Below are 17,655 nucleotides of genomic sequence, written 5' to 3'. Positions count from 1 at the left end.
GGATTCGCTACAGTGAAGCAGCGCGCTCCGACGCGCCGCCTCGCCCTGTCCCCTCCCGCTGCTGACCCGATAGCGAATCCTCCATATGCACTCTGCACCGTTTTCCCCGCGCCGCGAGCGCGCCTCCCGCATCCTTACAAGCGTCTATCTCGCTGCCGCCTTCTGCGCGCTGGCGATCTGGCTGCTCGATCGGCTGGCGCCGGGACTGGGCTTCTGGCCGGGCATCGTGTTCGGCACCTTCATCACGCCGCTGGCACCGAACCCGGCATCGATCGTCACCCTGTTCATCCTGGCGTGGATGCTCATGCGGCGGATGCGGCTGGCACTGGGCATCATCATCGCCTTCGAGCTCCTCGGCCTGCTCGCCGCCAGCGGTGTCCTCGTCGCCGCCGCCAACGACCACCTCGGCATCGAGACCACGGCGATGCTCGTCGCGATCGTCAGTCTGCACATCCTCAGCCTCATCGCCTCACTGGCGATCATCGCCCTGGGCATCTGGCTGCTGCCGATGTTCCCCGCCCGCGTCGGCTTCACCGCCGGGCTGCGCGCGAGCATCGTCTTCATCATCGGCGGCCTCGTCACCCTTGCCTACGCCGTCATCGCCTCGGCGCTGACGATCCACGATGCCGAGTTCGGCTTCGACGCGGTGACCGCTGCACTGCTGCGGGCCTTCTCGGCGGGTGATCCCGACCAGTTCGATGTCAGGCATCTGCCGTTCTGGGTGCCGGTGACGATCTCGACGCTGACGGCGGTGACGATCTTCCTCACCGTCTACGTGCTGCTGCGGCCGACCCGCACGCCGGGCTCCTGGCATGCGGCGCAGGAAATCCGGCTGCGCACCCTCCTCGAGCGCTTCCCGGGTGAGGACTCGCTGGCGTACTTCGCCACCCGCCGCGACCGGGATGCGATCTTCTCCCCCGGTGACGACGCCGCGGTGACCTTCCGCCAGCAGGGCTCCCACAGCCTCGCCGGCGGGGACCCGCTGGGCAATCCGGCGCATTGGGGGCAGGCGGTCGATCGCTGGATCGCCCACGCCCACTCCTTCGGGCAGGTCCCGGTGGCCTGTTCGGTCTCCGAAGCCGGCGCCCGCGCCTTCGCCGCACGCGGCTTCTCGATCATCCCGATGGGCGATGAGGCGATCATCCGCCCGCAGCAGTTCGATCTGCACCTCTCAGGCCTGGCTGAGGTCGCCCGCGCCGCCAAGCGCGTCGCCCGGGCCGGTGTGTCGATCCAGGTCAGGCGGCTCTCCGAGCTGCCCACCGCGGAGCTGCAGGAGTGGGGCCGGTGCGCTGAGAGGTGGCGTGGCGGGGAGGCCGACCGCGGGTTCACGATGGCGCTGAATCGCTGGGGCGATCCCGCTGACGCTGACACCGTCATCGTCACCGCCGCCGGCGCCGAGGGGCCGGTCGGGCTGCTGAGCTTCGTTCCCGTCGGCTCTGGGCTGAGTCTCGATGTCATGCGCCATGACCGCCGGCTGGCCCCCAACGGCATCACCGAGGCGATGGTCGCAGCACTCGTCGGCTGGGCTGAGGAGCACGGCATCAACGAGGTGTCGCTCAACTTCGTGATGTTTCGCCGCGTGTTCTCCGAAGCCGAACGCGTCGGACGCAGGCCGAGCGTTGACTTCCAGTCCCGGCTGCTCGGCTTCTTGGACCGCTACTTTCAGCTCGAATCGCTGTACCGCTCGAACAAGAAGTACCTGCCCGACTGGCGTCCGCGCTATCTGTGCGTACCGGTCTCCGGTGCCCTCGCCCCGGCCGCGCTGGCCTTCTCGATGGCGGAGGGCTTCCTGCCGGAGGTGTTCGGCCGGCCGGCAGCCGGTGGTGAACTCAACGACTCCGAGCTGCAGGAGCTCAGCGCAGCGCTGAGCGCGGTGCGGGCTGAGCGGATGCCGCAGCAGGCCCGCCGTGCACCGGTGACGCAGCACCGCATCGCCCACGCCGCGCAGCTGCAGGCGGCCGGCCTGCCGCCGTATCCGATCGGGCTGCGGGCACAGCGGTCGCTGGCCGAGGTCGGCGGGATCGATGCGTGGCCCGACGAGGTGCCGGTCAGCGGCCGGATCCGGCATCTGCGCCGGCACGGCGGTGTCGTCTTCGCCGACCTCATCGACCGTGACGTGACCGTGCAGGTGGTGCTCGAGCGCGACAGCCTCGACGGTGACTTCGCGGCACTCACCGATGCTCTCGACACCGGTGACATCGTCGTGGTCACCGGCCGGCGGGGGCGCTCACGCACCGGCACCCCGTCGGTGCTCGCCACCGGGCTGACGCCGGCGGCCAAGGCGCTTGTGCCGATCCCGTTCGAGGGCATCGGCAATGCGGAGTTCCGGGCCCGGCACCGATCTCTCGATCTGCTCGTCAACCCGGCAGCGCTGCGCCTGCTCGAAACGCGGTCGCAGGTGATGGCGACCACCCGCCGGGTGCTGACCGAGCGCGGCTTCGCCGAGGTCGAGACGCCGGTGCTCAACACCGTTCACGGCGGTGCGACTGCCCGGCCCTTCCACACCTACATCAACGCCTATTCGACTCCGCTGACCCTGCGCATCGCCCCAGAGCTGTACCTCAAGCGTCTCCTCGTGGCAGGTTCCGGGCCGATCTTCGAGCTGTCGCGCAACTTCCGCAATGAGGGTGCCGATGCCACCCACAACCCGGAGTTCACCGCGCTCGAGGCCTATGAGCCGTTCTCCGACTATGTCGATATGGCCCACCTGACCCAGCACCTCATCCAGACGGTCGCAGCATCCATCCACGGCAGCCCGCAGCTGCCGCTGCTCACCGGAGAGGCTGATGACAGCGGAGCTCCGCTCAAAGAGCTGACCGATGTCTCCGGTGACTGGCCACTGGTGCCGGTGTGCGAGGCACTGTCGCAGAGACTGGACACACCGATCTCTCTGGACACCGATATGGAGGTCCTCATGGAGCTCGCCCGCGCCCACGGCATCGAGCTGACTCCGACGATGGGTCCCGGAGCGATCATCGAGGAGCTCTACGGCGAACTGGTCGAAGCCGAGACCGTCACCCCGACCTTCTACTGCGATTTCCCTGCTGAGTCGTCGCCGCTGACCGGACCGCATCGTTCCAAGCCGGGTCTGGTCGAACGCTGGGACCTCGTCATCAACGGCATGGAGGTCGGAACAGCGTATTCGGAACTGGCCGATCCCATCGAACAGCGCCGCCGCCTGACTGAGCAGTCGTGGAAGGCCGCCCATGGTGATGCCGAGGCCATGGAGATCGATGAGGACTTCCTCGCCGCCCTCGAAGCTGGTATGCCGCCGGCAGGCGGTCTGGGCATCGGCATGGACCGGCTCGTCATGCTCATGACCGATACGACCGTCCGGGAGGTTCTGACCTTCCCGTTCGTCCGGCCCCGGCGCTGAGGCCCTTCAGTCGGTACCGCACCTGGCTGCCGGGTCGCCGCCGGTCTGATGAGCGCTGAGCCCCTACAGCAGGACGACCCCGGCAAGGCCCGCAGCGATGACAACTACCCAGGCCGGGGCTCTCCAGGCACTGAGGGCGACGAATGCTGCCGCGCCGAGGACGAGCGTCAGCGGTGAGGTGATCGCGGTGGTGAAGACCGGGTGATAAAGGGCTGCTGCGAGGATGCCGACGACACCTGCGTTGACCCCGGAGAGCACGCGGCGGGCCAGCCGGTGCCCGGCAAGCGCCTGCCACAGCGGCAGCGTGCCGATGACGAGCAGCGCTGCCGGCAGGAAGACCGCGCCCAGCGCGATCGCCGCGCCCACCGCTCCCGTCGCCGAGGTGGTGCTCACCGTGCCGAGGTAGGCGGCGAAGGTGAACAGCGGGCCGGGCACCGCCTGGGCGGCTCCGTAGCCTGCGAGGAAGGCATCGCCTGACACAATCCCGGCGGGCACGAGTTCGGCCTGCAGCAGCGGCAGCACGACATGCCCGCCGCCGAACACGAGCGCGCCGGAGCGGTAGAACACATCTGCCAGCTGCAGCGCATCGCTGCCGGTGAGCCGCGCGATGGCCGGCAGCCCGATGAGCAGGACGGCGAAGAGGATGAGGCTGCCGGCGGCCACCGGCATCGGCACACGCACCCGGAACGGGTGCCCCTGCCCGCCTGAGGCGTCTGCCGCCTCGGGGTCGGCCGGACGCAGCCAGATGAGCCCGGCGATGCCGGCGAGGACGATCGCAGCGACCTGCGCCCATGCGGTGGGCACGAGCAGGGCGATGGCCAGGGCGGCGACCGCGAGGCTCGCCCGCGGTGCGTCGGGAACCAGCGAGCGCGCCATGCCGAGCACCGCATGCGCGACGACGGCCACGGCTGCGACCTTCAGGCCGGTGAGCCAGCCGGCATCTCCGAGGTCGCCGAGTGCATGGATGCCGAACCCGAAGGCCGCCAGCACGAGGGCAGAGGGCAGGGTGAAGGCGATCCAGGCGGCGAGCATGCCGGCGAAGCCGGCGCGCTTGAGGCCCAGCGCCATGCCGACCTGGCTGGAGGCCGGGCCCGGCAGGAACTGGCACAGCGCGACGAGATCGGCATAAGCGCGGTCGCTGAGCCAGCGGCGGCGCTCGACGAAGGCCTCACGGAAGTACCCGAGGTGGGCGACCGGACCGCCGAAGGAGGTGAGCCCCAACCGCAGGAAGACCCAGAACACCTCGGTCACGGAACCCCGGTGTGCAGGCTCGGAGGTGGGCTGGCGGTCAGGCGATGAGGCGGAAGCTGGCATGCCCGCTATTCAACGTCAGGCAGGTGAACTCCAGGCGAACGACGCCGGCGTCAGCGCACGGGCTGACGCAGGATGGTCCGGCGCCGCTCAGGTGCGGTGCGCCGGAAGTCGGACAGGTAGATCTCGTGATGCCGGCCGCTGGGCTGCATGCCAGCGGCGGGAATCACCGTCTCGTGCAGTTCGGCCAGCACGCCGGCTTCGTCATCGAAGCTGCCGATGTGCAGGGTCTGAAAGCATGTGCCCTCCGCAAACTCGCCTGCGCGCAGACTGCCGATGAGCGGGAGCGCTCGGCCCTTCTTCTCTGCTTTCCGGCGTACCGCAGTGATCGCAGCATCGATATCGTCTGCGGTGAGCCAGTCGGGAACCATGAGCATGAGCGTCCACTGCCACTGCGTCTCGTCCCGGGCGGTGGTGAAGGCTGTCATGTCCTCAGCCCACCAGCGACCCTCCAGCGGTGGGACGACATAGTCGCGGCCATACGTGTCCCTCGAATGGAACTTCAGTGTGTAGGCCACCGGGTAGAGGACCTCGATGGCCGCAGTGAAAGCCGCTGACGTGTTCGGGTCGCCGGCACCGTCGAGCATGAGATAGGTCGTCGCCGGCACGTCGAGCCGGTCGAATCGGCCGGAGCGTGCGCGGTAGCGCTCCATCGTCTTCTTGAAGTCGACCTTGGCGCTCACAGCGGCCTCTCCCATCTGCCCGTCACTGCCGCGGTTCGGTGAGCGTGAGCCGGCCGCGGACATCGCGTCGCCAGCGGTTCTCGCGCGAGTCGGTGAACTCGATTCCGACGACCCCGTACTTGCGCGCGTCTGCCAGCGGGGTCGTGCTCTCAAACGAGTGCTCCCCCTGCAGGAACACCCATGAGCGCTGATGGTCCAGAGCGTCGAGCTCCTCGGCTGCGCTCGTGAGGATCCGCTGCCGTGCATGCTCTCGCAGGACCTTGATCCACTGTCCCGGCGGCAGTGTCGGCACCTCGGCTCGGACAGCAGCGACATCCGTGTCCGTCGGGTTGCCGAACTCGACACGGACGTCATAGACAGGGGCATCGGAGGAGTTCGCGATCATCACCCCGACCCCGGATGGCTCGCCCTCCTCATCGTCGCGATACTTCCGGTCCCTCTCCATGACCCGTTCCTTCACCTCGGGCAGCCAGCGCACTCCCACCACCCAGGCGGCGATGCACCGCGCCTGGCGCTCGCGTTCGCGGTCGAGTGCCTTGCCCTCGCGGCGCTGCTCCAGCTGCAGCATCTTCTTCGCCCGGATCCATGCCGTTGCGGCAAAGATGAGCGCACCGATGGCGGTGATCGCTGAGATCCACTCGGGATAGGAACCCCACATGCTGTATGCATCCGTTCTCGTCGATGCCGGTCCCTCTCGGCAGCCCACGGGCCGGCGGCGGTCAGATCTGCTCTCATCGTAAGCGCTGATCCCGGGCGCTGATGCGCACATGAAGCTATGACAATATCCCCCGCGCCCTGCCACCATGACCGGCATGACTCTCCACGCATCACGCATCCCATCCCTCCTCACCGCCTCGGCTGCGGCGCTGTCACTGGCAGTGCTCGCCGGCTGCGGGAACTCCACCTCGAACGATGCCGGCCAGTCCCCCGAGCCCACTGAGCGGCAGACGGCAGAGACCGCCGGCCCGGCTGAGCGCATCGCCCTGACCTATGACGGCGGCGTCATGGTCCTCGACGGTGATTCCCAGAAGGTGCTCGGCACCTTCGAGGCCGAAGGCTTCACCCGCCTCAACTCCGCCGGCGACAACCGGCATCTGTTCCTCACCGAAGGCGACTCCTTCCGGCTGCTCGACATGGGCACGTGGTCCGAACCGCACGGCGATCATTCGCACTCCTACACCACCGACCCGCTGCTGACCGACCAGCGGATCGAGGGCAGCCACCCGGGCCACCTCGTCAACCACGACGGCACCTCGGTCGCGTTCTTCGACGGCACCGGTGAGATTCACTCTTTCGATCCCGCCGAACTCTCCGCTGATGCGCCGATCAAGACGGAGAAGACCCAAGCCAAGGAAGCCCATCACGGTGTCGCTGTCGTGCGCGCCGACGGTTCCATGATCCACACCGTCGGCAATGAGGACACCCGTACCGGTGTCGTCATCCGCGATGGCGAGGGCAAGGAGATCGCTGAGAACAGCGACTGCCCGGGCGTGCACGGTGAGGCTGCCGTCAAGGACGGTGTCATCACCGTCGGCTGTGAGAACGGCCTGCTCATCATCAAGGGCGATGAGATCTCCAAGGTCGACTCCCCTGATGAGCACGGCCGGATCGGCAACCAGCGCGGACACGAGGACTCCCCTGTGGTGCTCGGTGACTACAAGACCGATCCCGAGGCCGAGGTCGAGCGTCCCACGCGGGTGACCCTGACCGACACGACGAGCGGGAAGCTGAAACTCGTCGACCTGCCGGCGGCCTACTCGTTCCGCTCCCTCGGCCGCGGTGCCGAGGGCGAGGCGCTCGTCCACGGCACCGACGGAACTCTGCGCGTCATCGATCCGGAGTCCGGGAAGATCGACAAGGAGATCCCGGTGACCGGTGAATGGGAGGAGCCGAAGGACTGGCAGCAGCCGCAGCCGACCGTCCATGTCTCCGGTGAGAACGTGTACGTCACCGAGCCTGAGGCCAAGAAGCTGCACATCGTCGACCTTGCTGATGGCACGGTCACCGGCAGCATCGACCTGCCTGAGGTTCCCGGTGAGATCGCCACCGCTTCCGGCGAGGTTCCGGCTGGTGCTGAGGAACACGATCACGACCATGGTCATGAGGACGGCCACGACCACGATCATGACCACGACCATGATCATGAGGATGACGGTCACAACCACTGAGCGCTGAGCGTTCAGCGCTGCCTGTCCGCAACCGCGGGCCCTATCCCCTGGGCCTGCGGCTGCGGACAGCTGCATTCAGCTACACGACCCGAGGCGCGCGACGCGATCCTGTTTGGAGTGCTGGCAGACGATAGGCTTGAGCCGACCTCCCCGACCGACCCTGGGACGTGACATGTCTGAGCTCATCATCACCCGCACCGTTGCCGAGCTGCGTTCGGAGATGGCCGAACTCATCCGCGACCGTGACGCTGCCTCGGTCGGACTCATCCCCACGATGGGCGCCCTGCACGGCGGGCACGCCGCTCTCATGCGGGCGGCCAGTGCCGTTCACGAGGTGGTCGTTGCCTCGCTGTTCGTCAACCCGCTGCAGTTCGAGTCGCCGCTGGATCTTGAGCGCTATCCGCGGGATCTCGACGGGGACTGCCAGACGATGCAGGACAACGGGGTTGACATCGTATTCGCGCCCACGGTTGAGGAGATGTATCCCGGTTATCCGGATGCTCCGATGATCCGGGTGACTTCCGGCCGGATGGGCACCACTTTGGAAGGTGCGTCACGGCCAAGTCACTTCGACGGGGTGGCGACCGTCGTGGCGAAGCTGTTCAACATCTTCGATCCGCCGGGTCCTGCGCGGCTGCACGCGTACTTCGGGGAGAAGGACGCCCAGCAGGTGATGATCGTCAAACGGATGGTCGCCGATATGAACTTCCCGGTCGCCATCGAGCCGGTCCCGACTCAGCGGACCGAGGCGGGTCTGGCGATGTCGAGTCGGAACCTGCTGCTCAGCTCCGAGCAGGAGGAGTCGGCACTGGCCCTGTCGAAGGCGCTGTTTGCGCTGCAGGAGCGCGCGCAGGCCGGCCGCGACTGGGATCTCGACGGGCTGCGCCAGCAGGTCCACAGCACCCCGGATGTCACGCTCGACTATCTCGAAGTCGTCGACCCGGCGACATTGGAGGCCACGACGGAACTTCCGGCGCTGGCACTCATTGCCGCCTATGTCGGCAGTGTGCGGCTGATCGACAATCTCATGCTCGAGCCCGGAACTCTGCTCGGTGTCAATCGTCCCGTGGACTGAGTCCCTCAGGCGCTTCTTCAGCACACTGAATAGCGGGCGGCAGGCAGCTCTGGCTGCCTGCCGCCCGCTAAAAGTGAGCCTTGGTCAGATGACCATGTCGTCGTGCTTACGTGCAGAACGGATGTCGGAGATGAATCCCTTGACGATGAAGAACAGCACTCCGGCGACGATGACCGGCCACATGAGCACGTACAGGGTCAGGATCGAAATGGACATCTGTGATCACTTCCTCTGATCGGAGTCGTTGCGGGTGGTGCGGTGGCTGGAGGTCTCGAACGGGCCGTCATCGGCTGCCTTCTCGTCCTCGTCCTGGAGTTCGCGCAGCTCGGCGTCGAGATCAGCGTCCTCGGTCTCGTCGCTGGGGTCGAAGTCACCGGTGACGCGCTGGATGATGCCGAAGTCGAAGTCCTGGTTCGAGCGCACGGACATCGACCAGCACACGAGGAAGGACACTGCGTAGGCGACCAGGGATGCCGAGAGCACCGTGTAGTCGCGCAGGAACCCGAAGCCGACGAAACCCGTGGCGACAGTGGCGAGAGCACCGACGATGATCGCCGGGCGGAGTCCGAAGAACCCGAAGGCCATGATGCCGAGCACCACTCCGACGCCGATGATCGCCAGCGCCTCGACGATGATCGCCCACGCACCGGTGACCGGGATGAGTTCGAAGCGCACGGGGATGAAGACTGCCAGTGCCGCGAGCACGGAGACGGTGAAGGCGCGGTTGGTGACCTTCTTCCAGTAGAACGAGGCGATGACGGGGAAGACGAGGCAGCCCCACAGCGCACCGACGAAGACGAGCAGGTCGAGGATGTTGAACCGGGCTGTCGCGAAGTACAGCGCGGCACCGGTGGCGACGATCATCGTCACCCGGCCGATGAGCAGCATGGTGCGTGGGTCAGCGTTGCGGCGGCCGACGGATTGGCCGTAGATGTCGGTCATGACGATCGAGCTGAGCGCCGACAGATCGGAGTCGGCTGTCGAGGACAGTGAGCCGATGATCATGATGAACGCGACGGCGACGAGGATGGCCGGCAGGTAGGTGGCGGCCATCTGCGGGAGCAGGTTGTTGACGTCTCCATCGAGCGGCTGCACACCGAGGTAGAGGGCCATGACGCCGATCATGCCGATGCCGATGACCGAGGCGCCGTAGCCGATGGTGGCGGTGACGAAGGTCGGCTTGATGAGGTCCTCGCGCACGGCGAACAACCGCTGGGCGATCGTCTGGTTGCCGATCGCGTAGGCGAGGACGGCAGCGATGTAGGGCGCGCCCTGGTTCATGAACGCCTCAGAGGAGAAGAAGCTCTCCTGGGCGGCGGTGACGTTGCCGGCCGCACGGCCGGCTTCGAACATGTCCGGTCCGCCGGCGGCGAAGAACACGATCGGAATGATGATGACGGTCGCGCCGAGCATTGCGCACACCTGGGCGAAATCGGTCAGCACCGAAGCGCGGAAACCCGACCACAGGGTGTACAGCAGCACGCCTGCGGCGACGATGATGATGCCGCCGCCGAAGCTGATGGGTGACAGAAGCGAGATGATCGCACCGCCGGCGATGAAATTCGAGGTCAGCGAGATGACCGAGCCGAGAACGTTGGATCCGGCGAGCATGAGCTGCGAGGACCGGCCGTGGCGGGCGTACATCACCTCGGCCAGTGTGTGGGCGCGCGGGGCGACGGCGCGGATACGGCGGCCGAAGGGGTAGATGAACAGGATCATGAGCGCGCCCCACAGCCCGTAGTGGATCGGGCCCGAGACACCGTAGGTGTATCCGGCGGTGACCGAGGCGTACATCGACGAGGCCCAGATCCAGGTCGCGGTCATCGAAGCTGCGGAGATGCCGAAGCCGATCCGGTTGCCGGCGGTCATGTAATCGTCTGCGTTCTCCTTCCTCTTCGATATCGCCATCGACATCCACATGGTTCCGCCGTAGAACAGCAGAAGTAGCAGCACGAGGCCGGGGATGCCGAGTTGGACAAGGTGTGAAGTATCAGAAGACGGCGGCACAGATTCTCCGTTTCGCAGGCGACGAGGGCGGCGTCTGCGCCGGCGCATCCGATCACATCAGACGTTCTCGGCGCAGAACGGCGCCGAAGCCAGAACTTGACCTCGGCACGCATTCGATAAAAGCACAAAGAACGCTGAGATTCGAATCGACGGCGTCTGAGAACCGGTTTTCGATTCCGCTGCTTCCCTTATGCGCGTAGGGCAAGGCGCGGTCGGAAAGAAACCCGTATTCTCCCCTGTCAGACGCCCTCAGTAACGCGCCATCTGCCCGTCGACGGTCTCTGCCCACGCGTCGATCCCACCACCCAGATTCACGAGTTCCGGATCCGGCTGCTGATCCCCGGCTCGTGTGCGGAGGATATCGATCGCCTGCTGGGAACGCACCCCGGATTTGCAGCAGAACACGTATGTCGCTGCGGCTGCAGTGGGTGGCAGCGCGTCCCAGCCGCGCTGTTCGATCTCACCGAGGGGGACGGCCACAGACTGCGGGATGGCAGCGATCGCCCGCTCCCACGGTTCGCGCACGTCGACGGCCACGGTGGTGCCGTCGTCCAGGCGGGCGCTGAGCTCGCGGGGTGTCATGCTCTCCCCCGTGCCCGAGGCGGTGGGCGGCAGCGCCTGGCAGTTCGCCTCGGCGGCGGGCTCGCCGATCGAGGTGACCTCGCCCGCGTCGGGATCGGGGGCCAGAGCGAGTTCGCGCCAGCTCATCGTCAGTGCGTCGAAGAGCAGCACGCGGCCGAGCAGCGGCTGGCCGATGCCGGTGAGCAGCTTGATCGCCTCGGTGGCCATGACCGAGCCGATGGTGCTCGGCAGCACGCCGAGCACGCCGCCTTCAGCGCAGCTGGGGACTTCGCCAGGCGGCGGGGGTTCGGGGTGCAGGTCGCGATAGGTGGGACCGTGTCCCGCCCAGAAGACGCTGACCTGCCCGTTGAAGCGCAGGATCGAGCCCCACACGCACGGCACGCCGGCCAGCGTGCAGGCATCTGAGGCGACATAGCGGGTGGCGAAGTTGTCGGTGCCGTCGATGACGACATCCCAGCCGTCGACCAGGTCGGCGGCATTGTCGGGACTGAGCCGTTCGATGAACGTCTCGACGGTGACGTGCGGATTGAGGTTCGTGATCTTCTCTGCTGCCGATGTCGCCTTGGCACGGCCGATGTCGGCGGTGGTGTGGATGACCTGGCGCTGCAGATTGGTGACCTCGACGGTGTCGTCGTCGACGATGCCGATGGTGCCGACCCCGGCTGCTGCAAGGTAGAGCAGCACCGGTGAGCCCAGTCCACCGGCGCCGATGACGAGCACGCGAGCGCTCTTGAGCCGCAGCTGGGCGTCGATCCCGAACCCGGGCAGGCTCAGGTGGCGGCTGGCCCGGTGCGCCTCAGCCTGGGTCAACCCGTCGGCAGGGGCGGCGAGCGGTCCTATGCCGGTCATGAGGCCGCCTCGGTGATCGGTTCGGCAGTCCCGAGCGGGGTCATGATGCCCTCCTGCGGTGAGCTGGCGATGGCGTGCCGGCGGGCCGGGATGCGCCCGGCACGGGCAGCGAGGCCGCCGGCGGTGACGGCGTGGCGCATCGCGGTGGCCATCGCGACGGGGTCCTGGGCGCGGGTGACGGCTGAGGCCAGCAGCACGGCGTCACAGCCGAGCTCCATGGACAGGGCGGCTTCTGAGGCGGTGCCGATGCCGGCGTCGAGGATGATCGGTACCCGGGCGCGGGCGCAGATGAGTTCGATGTTGTGCGGATTGAGGATGCCCAGGCCGGAGCCGATGGGAGCGCCGAGCGGCATGACGGCAGCGGCTCCGGCGTCTTCGAGTCGGCGGGCGACGGCGGGGTCGTCGGAGGTGTAGGCGAAGACGGTGAACCCGCGGTTGGCCAGCTGTTCGGTCGTGTCGACGAGTTCGACGACATCGGGCAGCAGCGTGTCCTCATCGGCGATGAGCTCGAGTTTGACCCAGTGGGTCTCGAGCGCTTCGCGGCCGAGTTCGGCGGTGAGGATGGCGTCGCGGGCGGTGTAGCAGCCGGCGGTGTTGGGCAGGATGCGGATATCGTTGCGCTCAAGCAGGGTGAACAGGCTGTCGCCGGTCTGCGGGGTGTAGCGGCGCATGGCGACGGTGGTGAGTTCCGTGCCTGAGGCGATGAGCGCGTCTTCAAGGACGCTCAGGGAGCTCAGGCCTCCGGTGCCCATGATGAGGCGTGAGTTCAGTTCGACGCCGTCGATGCTCAGCGGCGGCAGTGCGGGTGTATGGGTCATCGGGCTCAGCCTCCCTGCATCGCAGTGATGATCTCGATGTTCTGTCCATCGCGCAGACCGGTGGACGACCACCGGCTGCGCGGGACCACGGCCGCGTCGACGGCGACGGCGATACCGAGACGCTGGCCGTCTGCCGCGGTTCCGTCTGCCTGGAGCTGCCGTCCGGTGGTCTCGGCGATGATGTCGCTTAACGTCGTGTCCGCGTGAGCCGTGCGGGTCTCTCCATTGATGGTGACCGTCACCTCTGACTCCGTCGGGGTCGCAGGGCTGTGGTTCGCTGTCATGGTCTTCCTCCTTGTGGCTGATTCTCTGCAGCGTGATGTGCGATGCGGCGCGGGTCCATCGTCTGCAGATGGTGGTAGTCCGTGTCTGCGGTCTCCGCACTGCCGCCTGGTCGGGGCACGGCCTGCGGGTCGAGTTCGTGCAGCACGAGCTGGGCCGCCAGCCGTGAGGCGAGCGGGGTGAGCAGGATGCCGTGCCGGTAGAACCCGTTGGCAACGATGAGTCCCCCGACAGTGTCGCCTTCAGCGGTGGGCAAGGCGCCGAGGTAGGGGGCGTCGTCGTGGGTGCCGGGCCGGGCGCGGGCGGTGACTTCGGTCAGTTCGCTCTCGCCGATGCCGGGCACCAGGCGCTGGGCGTCGCGCAGCAGCTGTGCGACGCCTTCGACGCTGGGGCCTTCCCGGTTGTCTTCGCGGCTGGTGGCACCGATGACGATCTCCCCATCGGCCCGCGGCACGAGGTAGATGGGACGGCCTGTGACGATGCCGCGGATGGTGCGCTCCAGCAGCGGCGGCGCACCGTCCGGCAGGCGGGTGCGCAGCACCTCACCGCGGATCGGGCGCAGCGGCAGCGAGCGCTCCCTTGGCAGCAGCGTGATCGTCTGCGCCACTCCGGTGGCGAGCACAGTGACCGGAGTTGTGAGGGTTCTGCCGTCGTCGAGGCGGACTCCGGTCACCAGTGGCCCGCTGCTGTTCTCAGCTCGGATGAGTTCGACGGCCATCTGCCGGATGATGGTGGGCAGCACGGTCTGCAGGGCAGCGGTGATGCGGCGCGGGTTGACCTGGTGGTCACCGGCTGAGCGGAACACCCCGGACAGCGAGGGGCTCAAGGCGGGTTCGAGACGCCGGGCGGTACGGCCGGTCAGCGCTTCGACTACTCCGCCGGCGGCCTGCTGGTACTGCTGCAGATCCGCCAGCGCCTGCCGGTCTGCGGGGTCGGCAGCGCAGACGAGTGTCTCGGTCTCGCGGTAGTCGACGTCTGCCTGTGCATCGTCTTCAAGGTCTGCGACGAATGCTGGATATTCGGAAGCGGAGTCGCGCATGAGGGCGAAGAGCCGTTCATGCTGATAGCTCATCTCAGAGACCGGGGCGATCATCCCTGCCGCGGCGAAGCTGGCACCGGTTCCCGGGCTCGGATCGATGACGATTGTGCTGAGACCAGCACGGGCGAGGCGCCAGGCAGTGGCGAGGCCGATGATGCCACCGCCGACGACGGCGACGTCTGCTGTGAAAGTGTGTGCCTCATCTGCTGGCACGGGCATAGCGCATGCATCCTTTCCTCCGGCGGTCTCAACCGCATCAGGTTCAGCGGTCGGCGCTTAAGCCCTCTCAGCCCTCACCGGGCTCCCGCAGGATCGATCAGCGTTGATCGATGCCGTCAGTGTACATACGGCAGTGTCTTTGTGCAGTTCGCGGCTGAAATGCGGTCACATCGCGACAGACGCACGCAGATGAGAAGTCGTCAGCTCAGCTGCGAGGCATGGGCGCTGTATTCAGCCCAGCGTGTGCCGGTCCCTTCGCGCGGATAGCCGTTGCCGGTAGCACGGAAGCCCAAGCGCTCGTAGGAGCGGATTGCGGCCGCGTTGCTGTCATCGACGTCAAGCAGCAGTCTCGGTCTGCCCAGCTGCTCGGACAGGCGCGCAGCTTCGCGCACGATTGCGGCTGACACTCCCCTGCCTCGGGCGGCTGGACGCACCCAGATCTTGGTGAGAATCGCCTCGTCTTCGGCCAGCGGCATGTCCTCGGTGTACCCCTCAAGCAGCAGTACGAGGCATCCGAGCGGTTCGTCGCTTTCGCAATCGCGGACGTGCAGAACGATGCGAGCACCAGTGAGCTGCGCTCGCCAGTCCTCTGGGCTCAGCTGCAGGGCGTCGTCATAGCTGCCCCAGAACGCCTCGGGTGAGTCCTTGAGCATCGCCAGCCGAAGTGCACGATGAGTCTCCCAATCCGCTGGGCCAAGACGGACGATAGCCAGTGCTGTCGCCGGCGCATGGCTGCAACTGTGGCCTTTCATCGACAGTGATTCCTCACTCTTGTCGGGTCAACGACGGGCGAGATCGGACACGCCCACCCCGCCGCCGAAGGCTGCCAACGCGCCTCCCGACGCCTGGTCGAATCGGCGCAGCGTGCGCTTCTTGATGCCGCGCGCTGCGAGCAGCGTTCCTGATCCTGCCCAGAGCGGGGCCATCGCCGCTTCGCAGCTGATGTACAGCAGGCCGAGTACAGCCAACTGCACGCCGGAGGCCGCGAGGTTCGAGCTGGTGTCCACGGACGGTGGCAGGAACGCCGTGAATCGGCCAGCGAGTGCGAGCACCGCCCTGTTGAAACCGCTGCGCAGTCCGTTGCGAAACGCGAGCAGGTTGTCGGCACCGGGCGAGGCCGCCACGGCCAGAGCCGCGGGAATGAAGACCGCCAGCTGCGCCACGACAACATGGTCTCAGCTTACGTGTCCGGCGGTGGTCGCGACAGAGTGTTTTTGCTCATCACACGGCTCCCTTGAACCCTGTACTGCAGAAAGAGCACTGTGTACCGTTCGGCCAGCTCCTTTGAGCTTTCAGCGAGTAGTGCTCCAGGGTGAGCAAATTTTCTTAACGCGGCAAAGCGGCTGGCACGCAGTGCGCACGCGCCGATCCGGTGAGCTATGCCGCGCACAAGCCGAGGTGCCCGATACGAGGACAGTGCCCACCTGTCACCGTCTCAAGTCAGCCGGGCGCGCATCTACCTACGCTGAAGTGATGACCGGTAAACGTCCCGACGGTGGCCGACCGCGAGAACGAGGATCACGACTTCTGAATCGTGGACGTCATAGACCACCCGGTAGTCCCCGACTCGTATGCGCAACGCGCCGCCGCTGTTCTTCAGAGTCTTACAGCCGGGAGGACGAGGATCTCCCGCCAGTTCGCCGATTGCCGTGAGCAGACACCGCGCAACTGACGCGTCGAGCTTCTTCAGGGTCCTTGCGGCAGACCGTGCGTAGGTAATGGAATAGGGCATCGACCAAACTCAAAGACCAAGTTCGCGCAGCAGCTCCTCATGGGAGATCCGACCAGCCTCATCGCGGGCAGCGACTGCCTCTCGAGCATCGACCGCAGCCTCCAGAGCCTCGATTGCTCGGTCGAAGAATTCCGGCGACACGACGACGGCGCGTCGACCAACCCCACGCGAGGTGAGTTCGACCGGGGTGCGCTGAGCTTCGGCGATGTAATCGCTCTGACGGCTGCGGAACTGCGACAAAGTAACTGACGTCATGATCTAATAGTACAACTTGTACACGTCGTACTCAAGGCGGCAACTGCACAATAAAAAAACTCGGCCACCGCGTGTGCAGTGTCCGAGATTTCAGAACGTGGAGGTAAGGGGATTCGAACCCCTGACCTTCTCCATGCCATGGAGACGCGCTACCAACTGCGCCATACCCCCGTGTGGGTTGGTGTTCTCGCGAACGCCTGTACCGATGTTACTCACCCGCGCCCGAATTGCAAAATCCTTCAGGTGTGAGCTGCGCGACGTTGCGACCGGCCGGCTCGAAAGGGCGTGCCGGGCTCTGCTCACAGCGGCCATTGCCCGGCGCTAGACTCACACTCGATGGACTTCATGAACAGCTCCCGCAGCGATATCGCCGTGCCCTTCGGCGACGGCACGCACGCAACAGCGCTGTGGCACTACCCAGCCCGCAACGCTTCCGGCAGCGTCAGCCGCCGTCCGGTGCTGCTCATCCACGGCTTCCGCGGTGATCATCACGGTCTGTCGTTCATCGCCCATCATCTGCGCGCCCGCGACGCCTATGTGCCTGATCTGCCCGGGTTCGGCCAGACTCGGCCGCTGGCTGGCGGGCTGACTTTGGAGAGCTACCTCGACTTCATCGACGGACTCGTCACCGTGGTGACGTCGGCAGCCGGTGCTCCCCCAATGGTCATTGGCCATTCCTTCGGATCGATCCTCACCGCGCACTGGGCCGCCCGCACGGTCAGCCGCACCGACGATGCCCAGGCGCCCCCAGCCTCGGCGACGGCACCGCTCATCCTGCTCAACCCCATCGTCTCCCCCGCGCTCGCGGGCACGAACCGGATCATGACGCAGGCCGCTCGAGCCTACTACTGGGCCGGATCGCAGCTGCCAGAACGGGCCGGCAGCGCCCTGCTGCGCAACCGGGTTATCGTCAGGCTCATGAGCGAGATGATGGCCGCAACCTGCGATCCGGGGCTGCGGGCGTTCATCCATGACCAGCATCGTCAGCACTTCTCGACGTTTGCCGACCGCAGCTCGCTGGCTGAGGCCTTCGACGTCTCGATCCGGCATACCGTCACCGAGGCGGCAGGCGCGTTGAAGATGCCGGTTACCGTGGTCGCCGGGCGGGATGACGAGATCGCGCCGTTGGCAGCGACCGCGGCGTTCGCTGATTCGCTGCCGGATGCCGAGCTCGTGGTGTTCGATCGCGTCGGGCACCTGACGCACTATGAGCGCCCGGAGCAGATCGCAGGGATCATCGACGCGATCGAGGACTGACC

At 66.7% G+C, this 17,655-nt stretch carries 17 protein-coding genes, 1 tRNA gene and 1 riboswitch; of the genes, 4 read left to right on the top strand and 14 right to left on the bottom strand.

Translation table 11 applies throughout. From position 1 onward, the window contains the following. The first annotated feature begins 85 nt into the window (after positions 1 to 85). On the top strand, positions 86 to 3,376 hold the full coding sequence (gene lysX / locus HLA91_RS06320) for a bifunctional lysylphosphatidylglycerol synthetase/lysine--tRNA ligase LysX (RefSeq protein WP_170274002.1): 3,291 nt from the start codon (positions 86 to 88) through the stop codon (positions 3,374 to 3,376). 63 nt (positions 3,377 to 3,439) lie between these two features. On the opposite strand, the gene chrA is transcribed toward lysX, so the two are convergent. Genes chrA through HLA91_RS06305 form a run of 3 tightly spaced genes read right to left on the bottom strand, consistent with a single transcriptional unit; the run spans position 3,440 to position 6,028 of the window. Beyond that, the gene (chrA, locus tag HLA91_RS06315; protein ID WP_170274001.1) at positions 3,440 to 4,690 is read right to left on the bottom strand and encodes a chromate efflux transporter; all 1,251 of its coding nucleotides are present in this window, start codon (positions 4,688 to 4,690) and stop codon (positions 3,440 to 3,442) included. A gap of 50 nt (positions 4,691 to 4,740) precedes the next feature. Next, positions 4,741 to 5,385 carry a GyrI-like domain-containing protein gene (locus HLA91_RS06310; RefSeq protein ID WP_204514189.1) on the bottom strand — a complete coding sequence of 215 codons (645 nt, stop codon included), beginning with the start codon at positions 5,383 to 5,385 and terminating at the stop codon, positions 4,741 to 4,743. Between the two features lie 7 nt (positions 5,386 to 5,392). After that, positions 5,393 to 6,028: a hypothetical protein gene (locus HLA91_RS06305; RefSeq protein ID WP_170274000.1), complete on the bottom strand. Its 636-nt coding sequence runs from the start codon at positions 6,026 to 6,028 to the stop codon at positions 5,393 to 5,395. 154 nt (positions 6,029 to 6,182) lie between these two features. Here HLA91_RS06305 and aztD point away from each other — a divergent pair, with 154 nt between their 5' ends. Next, positions 6,183 to 7,538 carry a zinc metallochaperone AztD gene (gene aztD / locus HLA91_RS06300; protein WP_180964662.1) on the top strand — a complete coding sequence of 452 codons (1,356 nt, stop codon included), beginning with the start codon at positions 6,183 to 6,185 and terminating at the stop codon, positions 7,536 to 7,538. 172 nt (positions 7,539 to 7,710) lie between these two features. Then, a complete protein-coding gene (gene panC, locus HLA91_RS06295; RefSeq protein ID WP_170273999.1) occupies positions 7,711 to 8,613 on the top strand; it encodes a pantoate--beta-alanine ligase in 903 nt (300 codons plus the stop codon). An 84-nt stretch (positions 8,614 to 8,697) separates the two neighbouring features. On the opposite strand, the gene HLA91_RS13660 is transcribed toward panC, so the two are convergent. The 11 genes from HLA91_RS13660 to HLA91_RS06245 all read right to left on the bottom strand — a co-directional run bounded on the left by HLA91_RS13660 (position 8,698) and on the right by HLA91_RS06245 (position 16,567). Further along, positions 8,698 to 8,829 (bottom strand): putative transporter small subunit, encoded by a 132-nt coding sequence (locus HLA91_RS13660; RefSeq protein ID WP_212754069.1) that lies wholly within the window; start codon positions 8,827 to 8,829, stop codon positions 8,698 to 8,700. A 6-nt stretch (positions 8,830 to 8,835) separates the two neighbouring features. Continuing rightward, a complete protein-coding gene (locus tag HLA91_RS06290) occupies positions 8,836 to 10,533 on the bottom strand; it encodes a sodium:solute symporter family protein (protein ID WP_239557204.1) in 1,698 nt (565 codons plus the stop codon). A 336-nt stretch (positions 10,534 to 10,869) separates the two neighbouring features. Then, a complete protein-coding gene (gene moeB / locus HLA91_RS06285) occupies positions 10,870 to 12,051 on the bottom strand; it encodes a molybdopterin-synthase adenylyltransferase MoeB (RefSeq protein ID WP_170273997.1) in 1,182 nt (393 codons plus the stop codon). After that, positions 12,048 to 12,869 (bottom strand): thiazole synthase, encoded by an 822-nt coding sequence (locus HLA91_RS06280; protein WP_170273996.1) that lies wholly within the window; start codon positions 12,867 to 12,869, stop codon positions 12,048 to 12,050. Before HLA91_RS06280 ends, moeB begins: the two co-directional genes overlap by 4 nt. 5 nt (positions 12,870 to 12,874) lie before the next feature. Then, positions 12,875 to 13,153, bottom strand: a complete 279-nt coding sequence (thiS, locus tag HLA91_RS06275) for a sulfur carrier protein ThiS (RefSeq protein ID WP_102159833.1) — start codon at positions 13,151 to 13,153, stop codon at positions 12,875 to 12,877. Beyond that, a complete protein-coding gene (gene thiO, locus HLA91_RS06270) occupies positions 13,150 to 14,409 on the bottom strand; it encodes a glycine oxidase ThiO (RefSeq protein ID WP_170273995.1) in 1,260 nt (419 codons plus the stop codon). Before thiO ends, thiS begins: the two co-directional genes overlap by 4 nt. Then, positions 14,407 to 14,508, bottom strand: a riboswitch (TPP riboswitch). Its footprint overlaps the gene before it by 3 nt. Positions 14,509 to 14,609: 101 nt before the next feature. Beyond that, entirely contained in the window at positions 14,610 to 15,062 is a 453-nt protein-coding gene (locus HLA91_RS06265; RefSeq protein ID WP_170273994.1) for a GNAT family N-acetyltransferase, read from the bottom strand. 126 nt (positions 15,063 to 15,188) lie between these two features. Beyond that, positions 15,189 to 15,572, bottom strand: coding sequence for a hypothetical protein (locus HLA91_RS06260; RefSeq protein ID WP_204514190.1), 384 nt, complete (start codon positions 15,570 to 15,572; stop codon positions 15,189 to 15,191). Between the two features lie 293 nt (positions 15,573 to 15,865). Next, positions 15,866 to 16,141: a type II toxin-antitoxin system RelE family toxin gene (locus tag HLA91_RS06255; protein ID WP_170273993.1), complete on the bottom strand. Its 276-nt coding sequence runs from the start codon at positions 16,139 to 16,141 to the stop codon at positions 15,866 to 15,868. Positions 16,142 to 16,150: 9 nt separating this feature from the next. Then, positions 16,151 to 16,396 (bottom strand): type II toxin-antitoxin system prevent-host-death family antitoxin, encoded by a 246-nt coding sequence (locus tag HLA91_RS06250; protein WP_170273992.1) that lies wholly within the window; start codon positions 16,394 to 16,396, stop codon positions 16,151 to 16,153. A 98-nt stretch (positions 16,397 to 16,494) separates the two neighbouring features. Beyond that, positions 16,495 to 16,567 (bottom strand) — tRNA-Ala (locus tag HLA91_RS06245). A 165-nt stretch (positions 16,568 to 16,732) separates the two neighbouring features. Between HLA91_RS06245 and HLA91_RS06240 the strand changes: the two genes are divergently transcribed. Then, on the top strand, positions 16,733 to 17,653 hold the full coding sequence (locus tag HLA91_RS06240; RefSeq protein WP_239557047.1) for an alpha/beta fold hydrolase: 921 nt from the start codon (positions 16,733 to 16,735) through the stop codon (positions 17,651 to 17,653). Positions 17,654 to 17,655 lie beyond the last annotated feature (2 nt).

It is taken from the genome of Brevibacterium luteolum, assembly GCF_013004595.1.
GTDB classification, from domain to species: domain Bacteria; phylum Actinomycetota; class Actinomycetes; order Actinomycetales; family Brevibacteriaceae; genus Brevibacterium; species Brevibacterium luteolum.
Note: the sequence above shows the minus strand (reverse complement) of the source record. Positions and strands in the feature narration are given on the sequence as shown.

Excerpts from the sequence above, each read along its gene's own strand:
- lysX (WP_170274002.1), top strand. The coding sequence starts at position 86 with ATGCACTCTGCACCGTTTTCCCCGCGCCGCGAGCGCGCCTCCCGCATC.
- chrA (WP_170274001.1), bottom strand. The coding sequence starts at position 4,690 with ATGCCAGCTTCCGCCTCATCGCCTGACCGCCAGCCCACCTCCGAGCCT.
- HLA91_RS06310 (WP_204514189.1), bottom strand. The coding sequence starts at position 5,385 with ATGGGAGAGGCCGCTGTGAGCGCCAAGGTCGACTTCAAGAAGACGATG.
- HLA91_RS06305 (WP_170274000.1), bottom strand. The coding sequence starts at position 6,028 with ATGTGGGGTTCCTATCCCGAGTGGATCTCAGCGATCACCGCCATCGGT.
- aztD (WP_180964662.1), top strand. The coding sequence starts at position 6,183 with ATGACTCTCCACGCATCACGCATCCCATCCCTCCTCACCGCCTCGGCT.
- panC (WP_170273999.1), top strand. The coding sequence starts at position 7,711 with ATGTCTGAGCTCATCATCACCCGCACCGTTGCCGAGCTGCGTTCGGAG.
- HLA91_RS13660 (WP_212754069.1), bottom strand. The coding sequence starts at position 8,829 with ATGTCCATTTCGATCCTGACCCTGTACGTGCTCATGTGGCCGGTCATC.
- HLA91_RS06290 (WP_239557204.1), bottom strand. The coding sequence starts at position 10,533 with ATGTGGATGTCGATGGCGATATCGAAGAGGAAGGAGAACGCAGACGAT.
- moeB (WP_170273997.1), bottom strand. The coding sequence starts at position 12,051 with ATGACCGGCATAGGACCGCTCGCCGCCCCTGCCGACGGGTTGACCCAG.
- HLA91_RS06280 (WP_170273996.1), bottom strand. The coding sequence starts at position 12,869 with ATGACCCATACACCCGCACTGCCGCCGCTGAGCATCGACGGCGTCGAA.
- thiS (WP_102159833.1), bottom strand. The coding sequence starts at position 13,153 with ATGACAGCGAACCACAGCCCTGCGACCCCGACGGAGTCAGAGGTGACG.
- thiO (WP_170273995.1), bottom strand. The coding sequence starts at position 14,409 with ATGCCCGTGCCAGCAGATGAGGCACACACTTTCACAGCAGACGTCGCC.
- HLA91_RS06265 (WP_170273994.1), bottom strand. The coding sequence starts at position 15,062 with ATGCTCAAGGACTCACCCGAGGCGTTCTGGGGCAGCTATGACGACGCC.
- HLA91_RS06255 (WP_170273993.1), bottom strand. The coding sequence starts at position 16,141 with ATGCCCTATTCCATTACCTACGCACGGTCTGCCGCAAGGACCCTGAAG.
- HLA91_RS06250 (WP_170273992.1), bottom strand. The coding sequence starts at position 16,396 with ATGACGTCAGTTACTTTGTCGCAGTTCCGCAGCCGTCAGAGCGATTAC.
- HLA91_RS06240 (WP_239557047.1), top strand. The coding sequence starts at position 16,733 with ATGGACTTCATGAACAGCTCCCGCAGCGATATCGCCGTGCCCTTCGGC.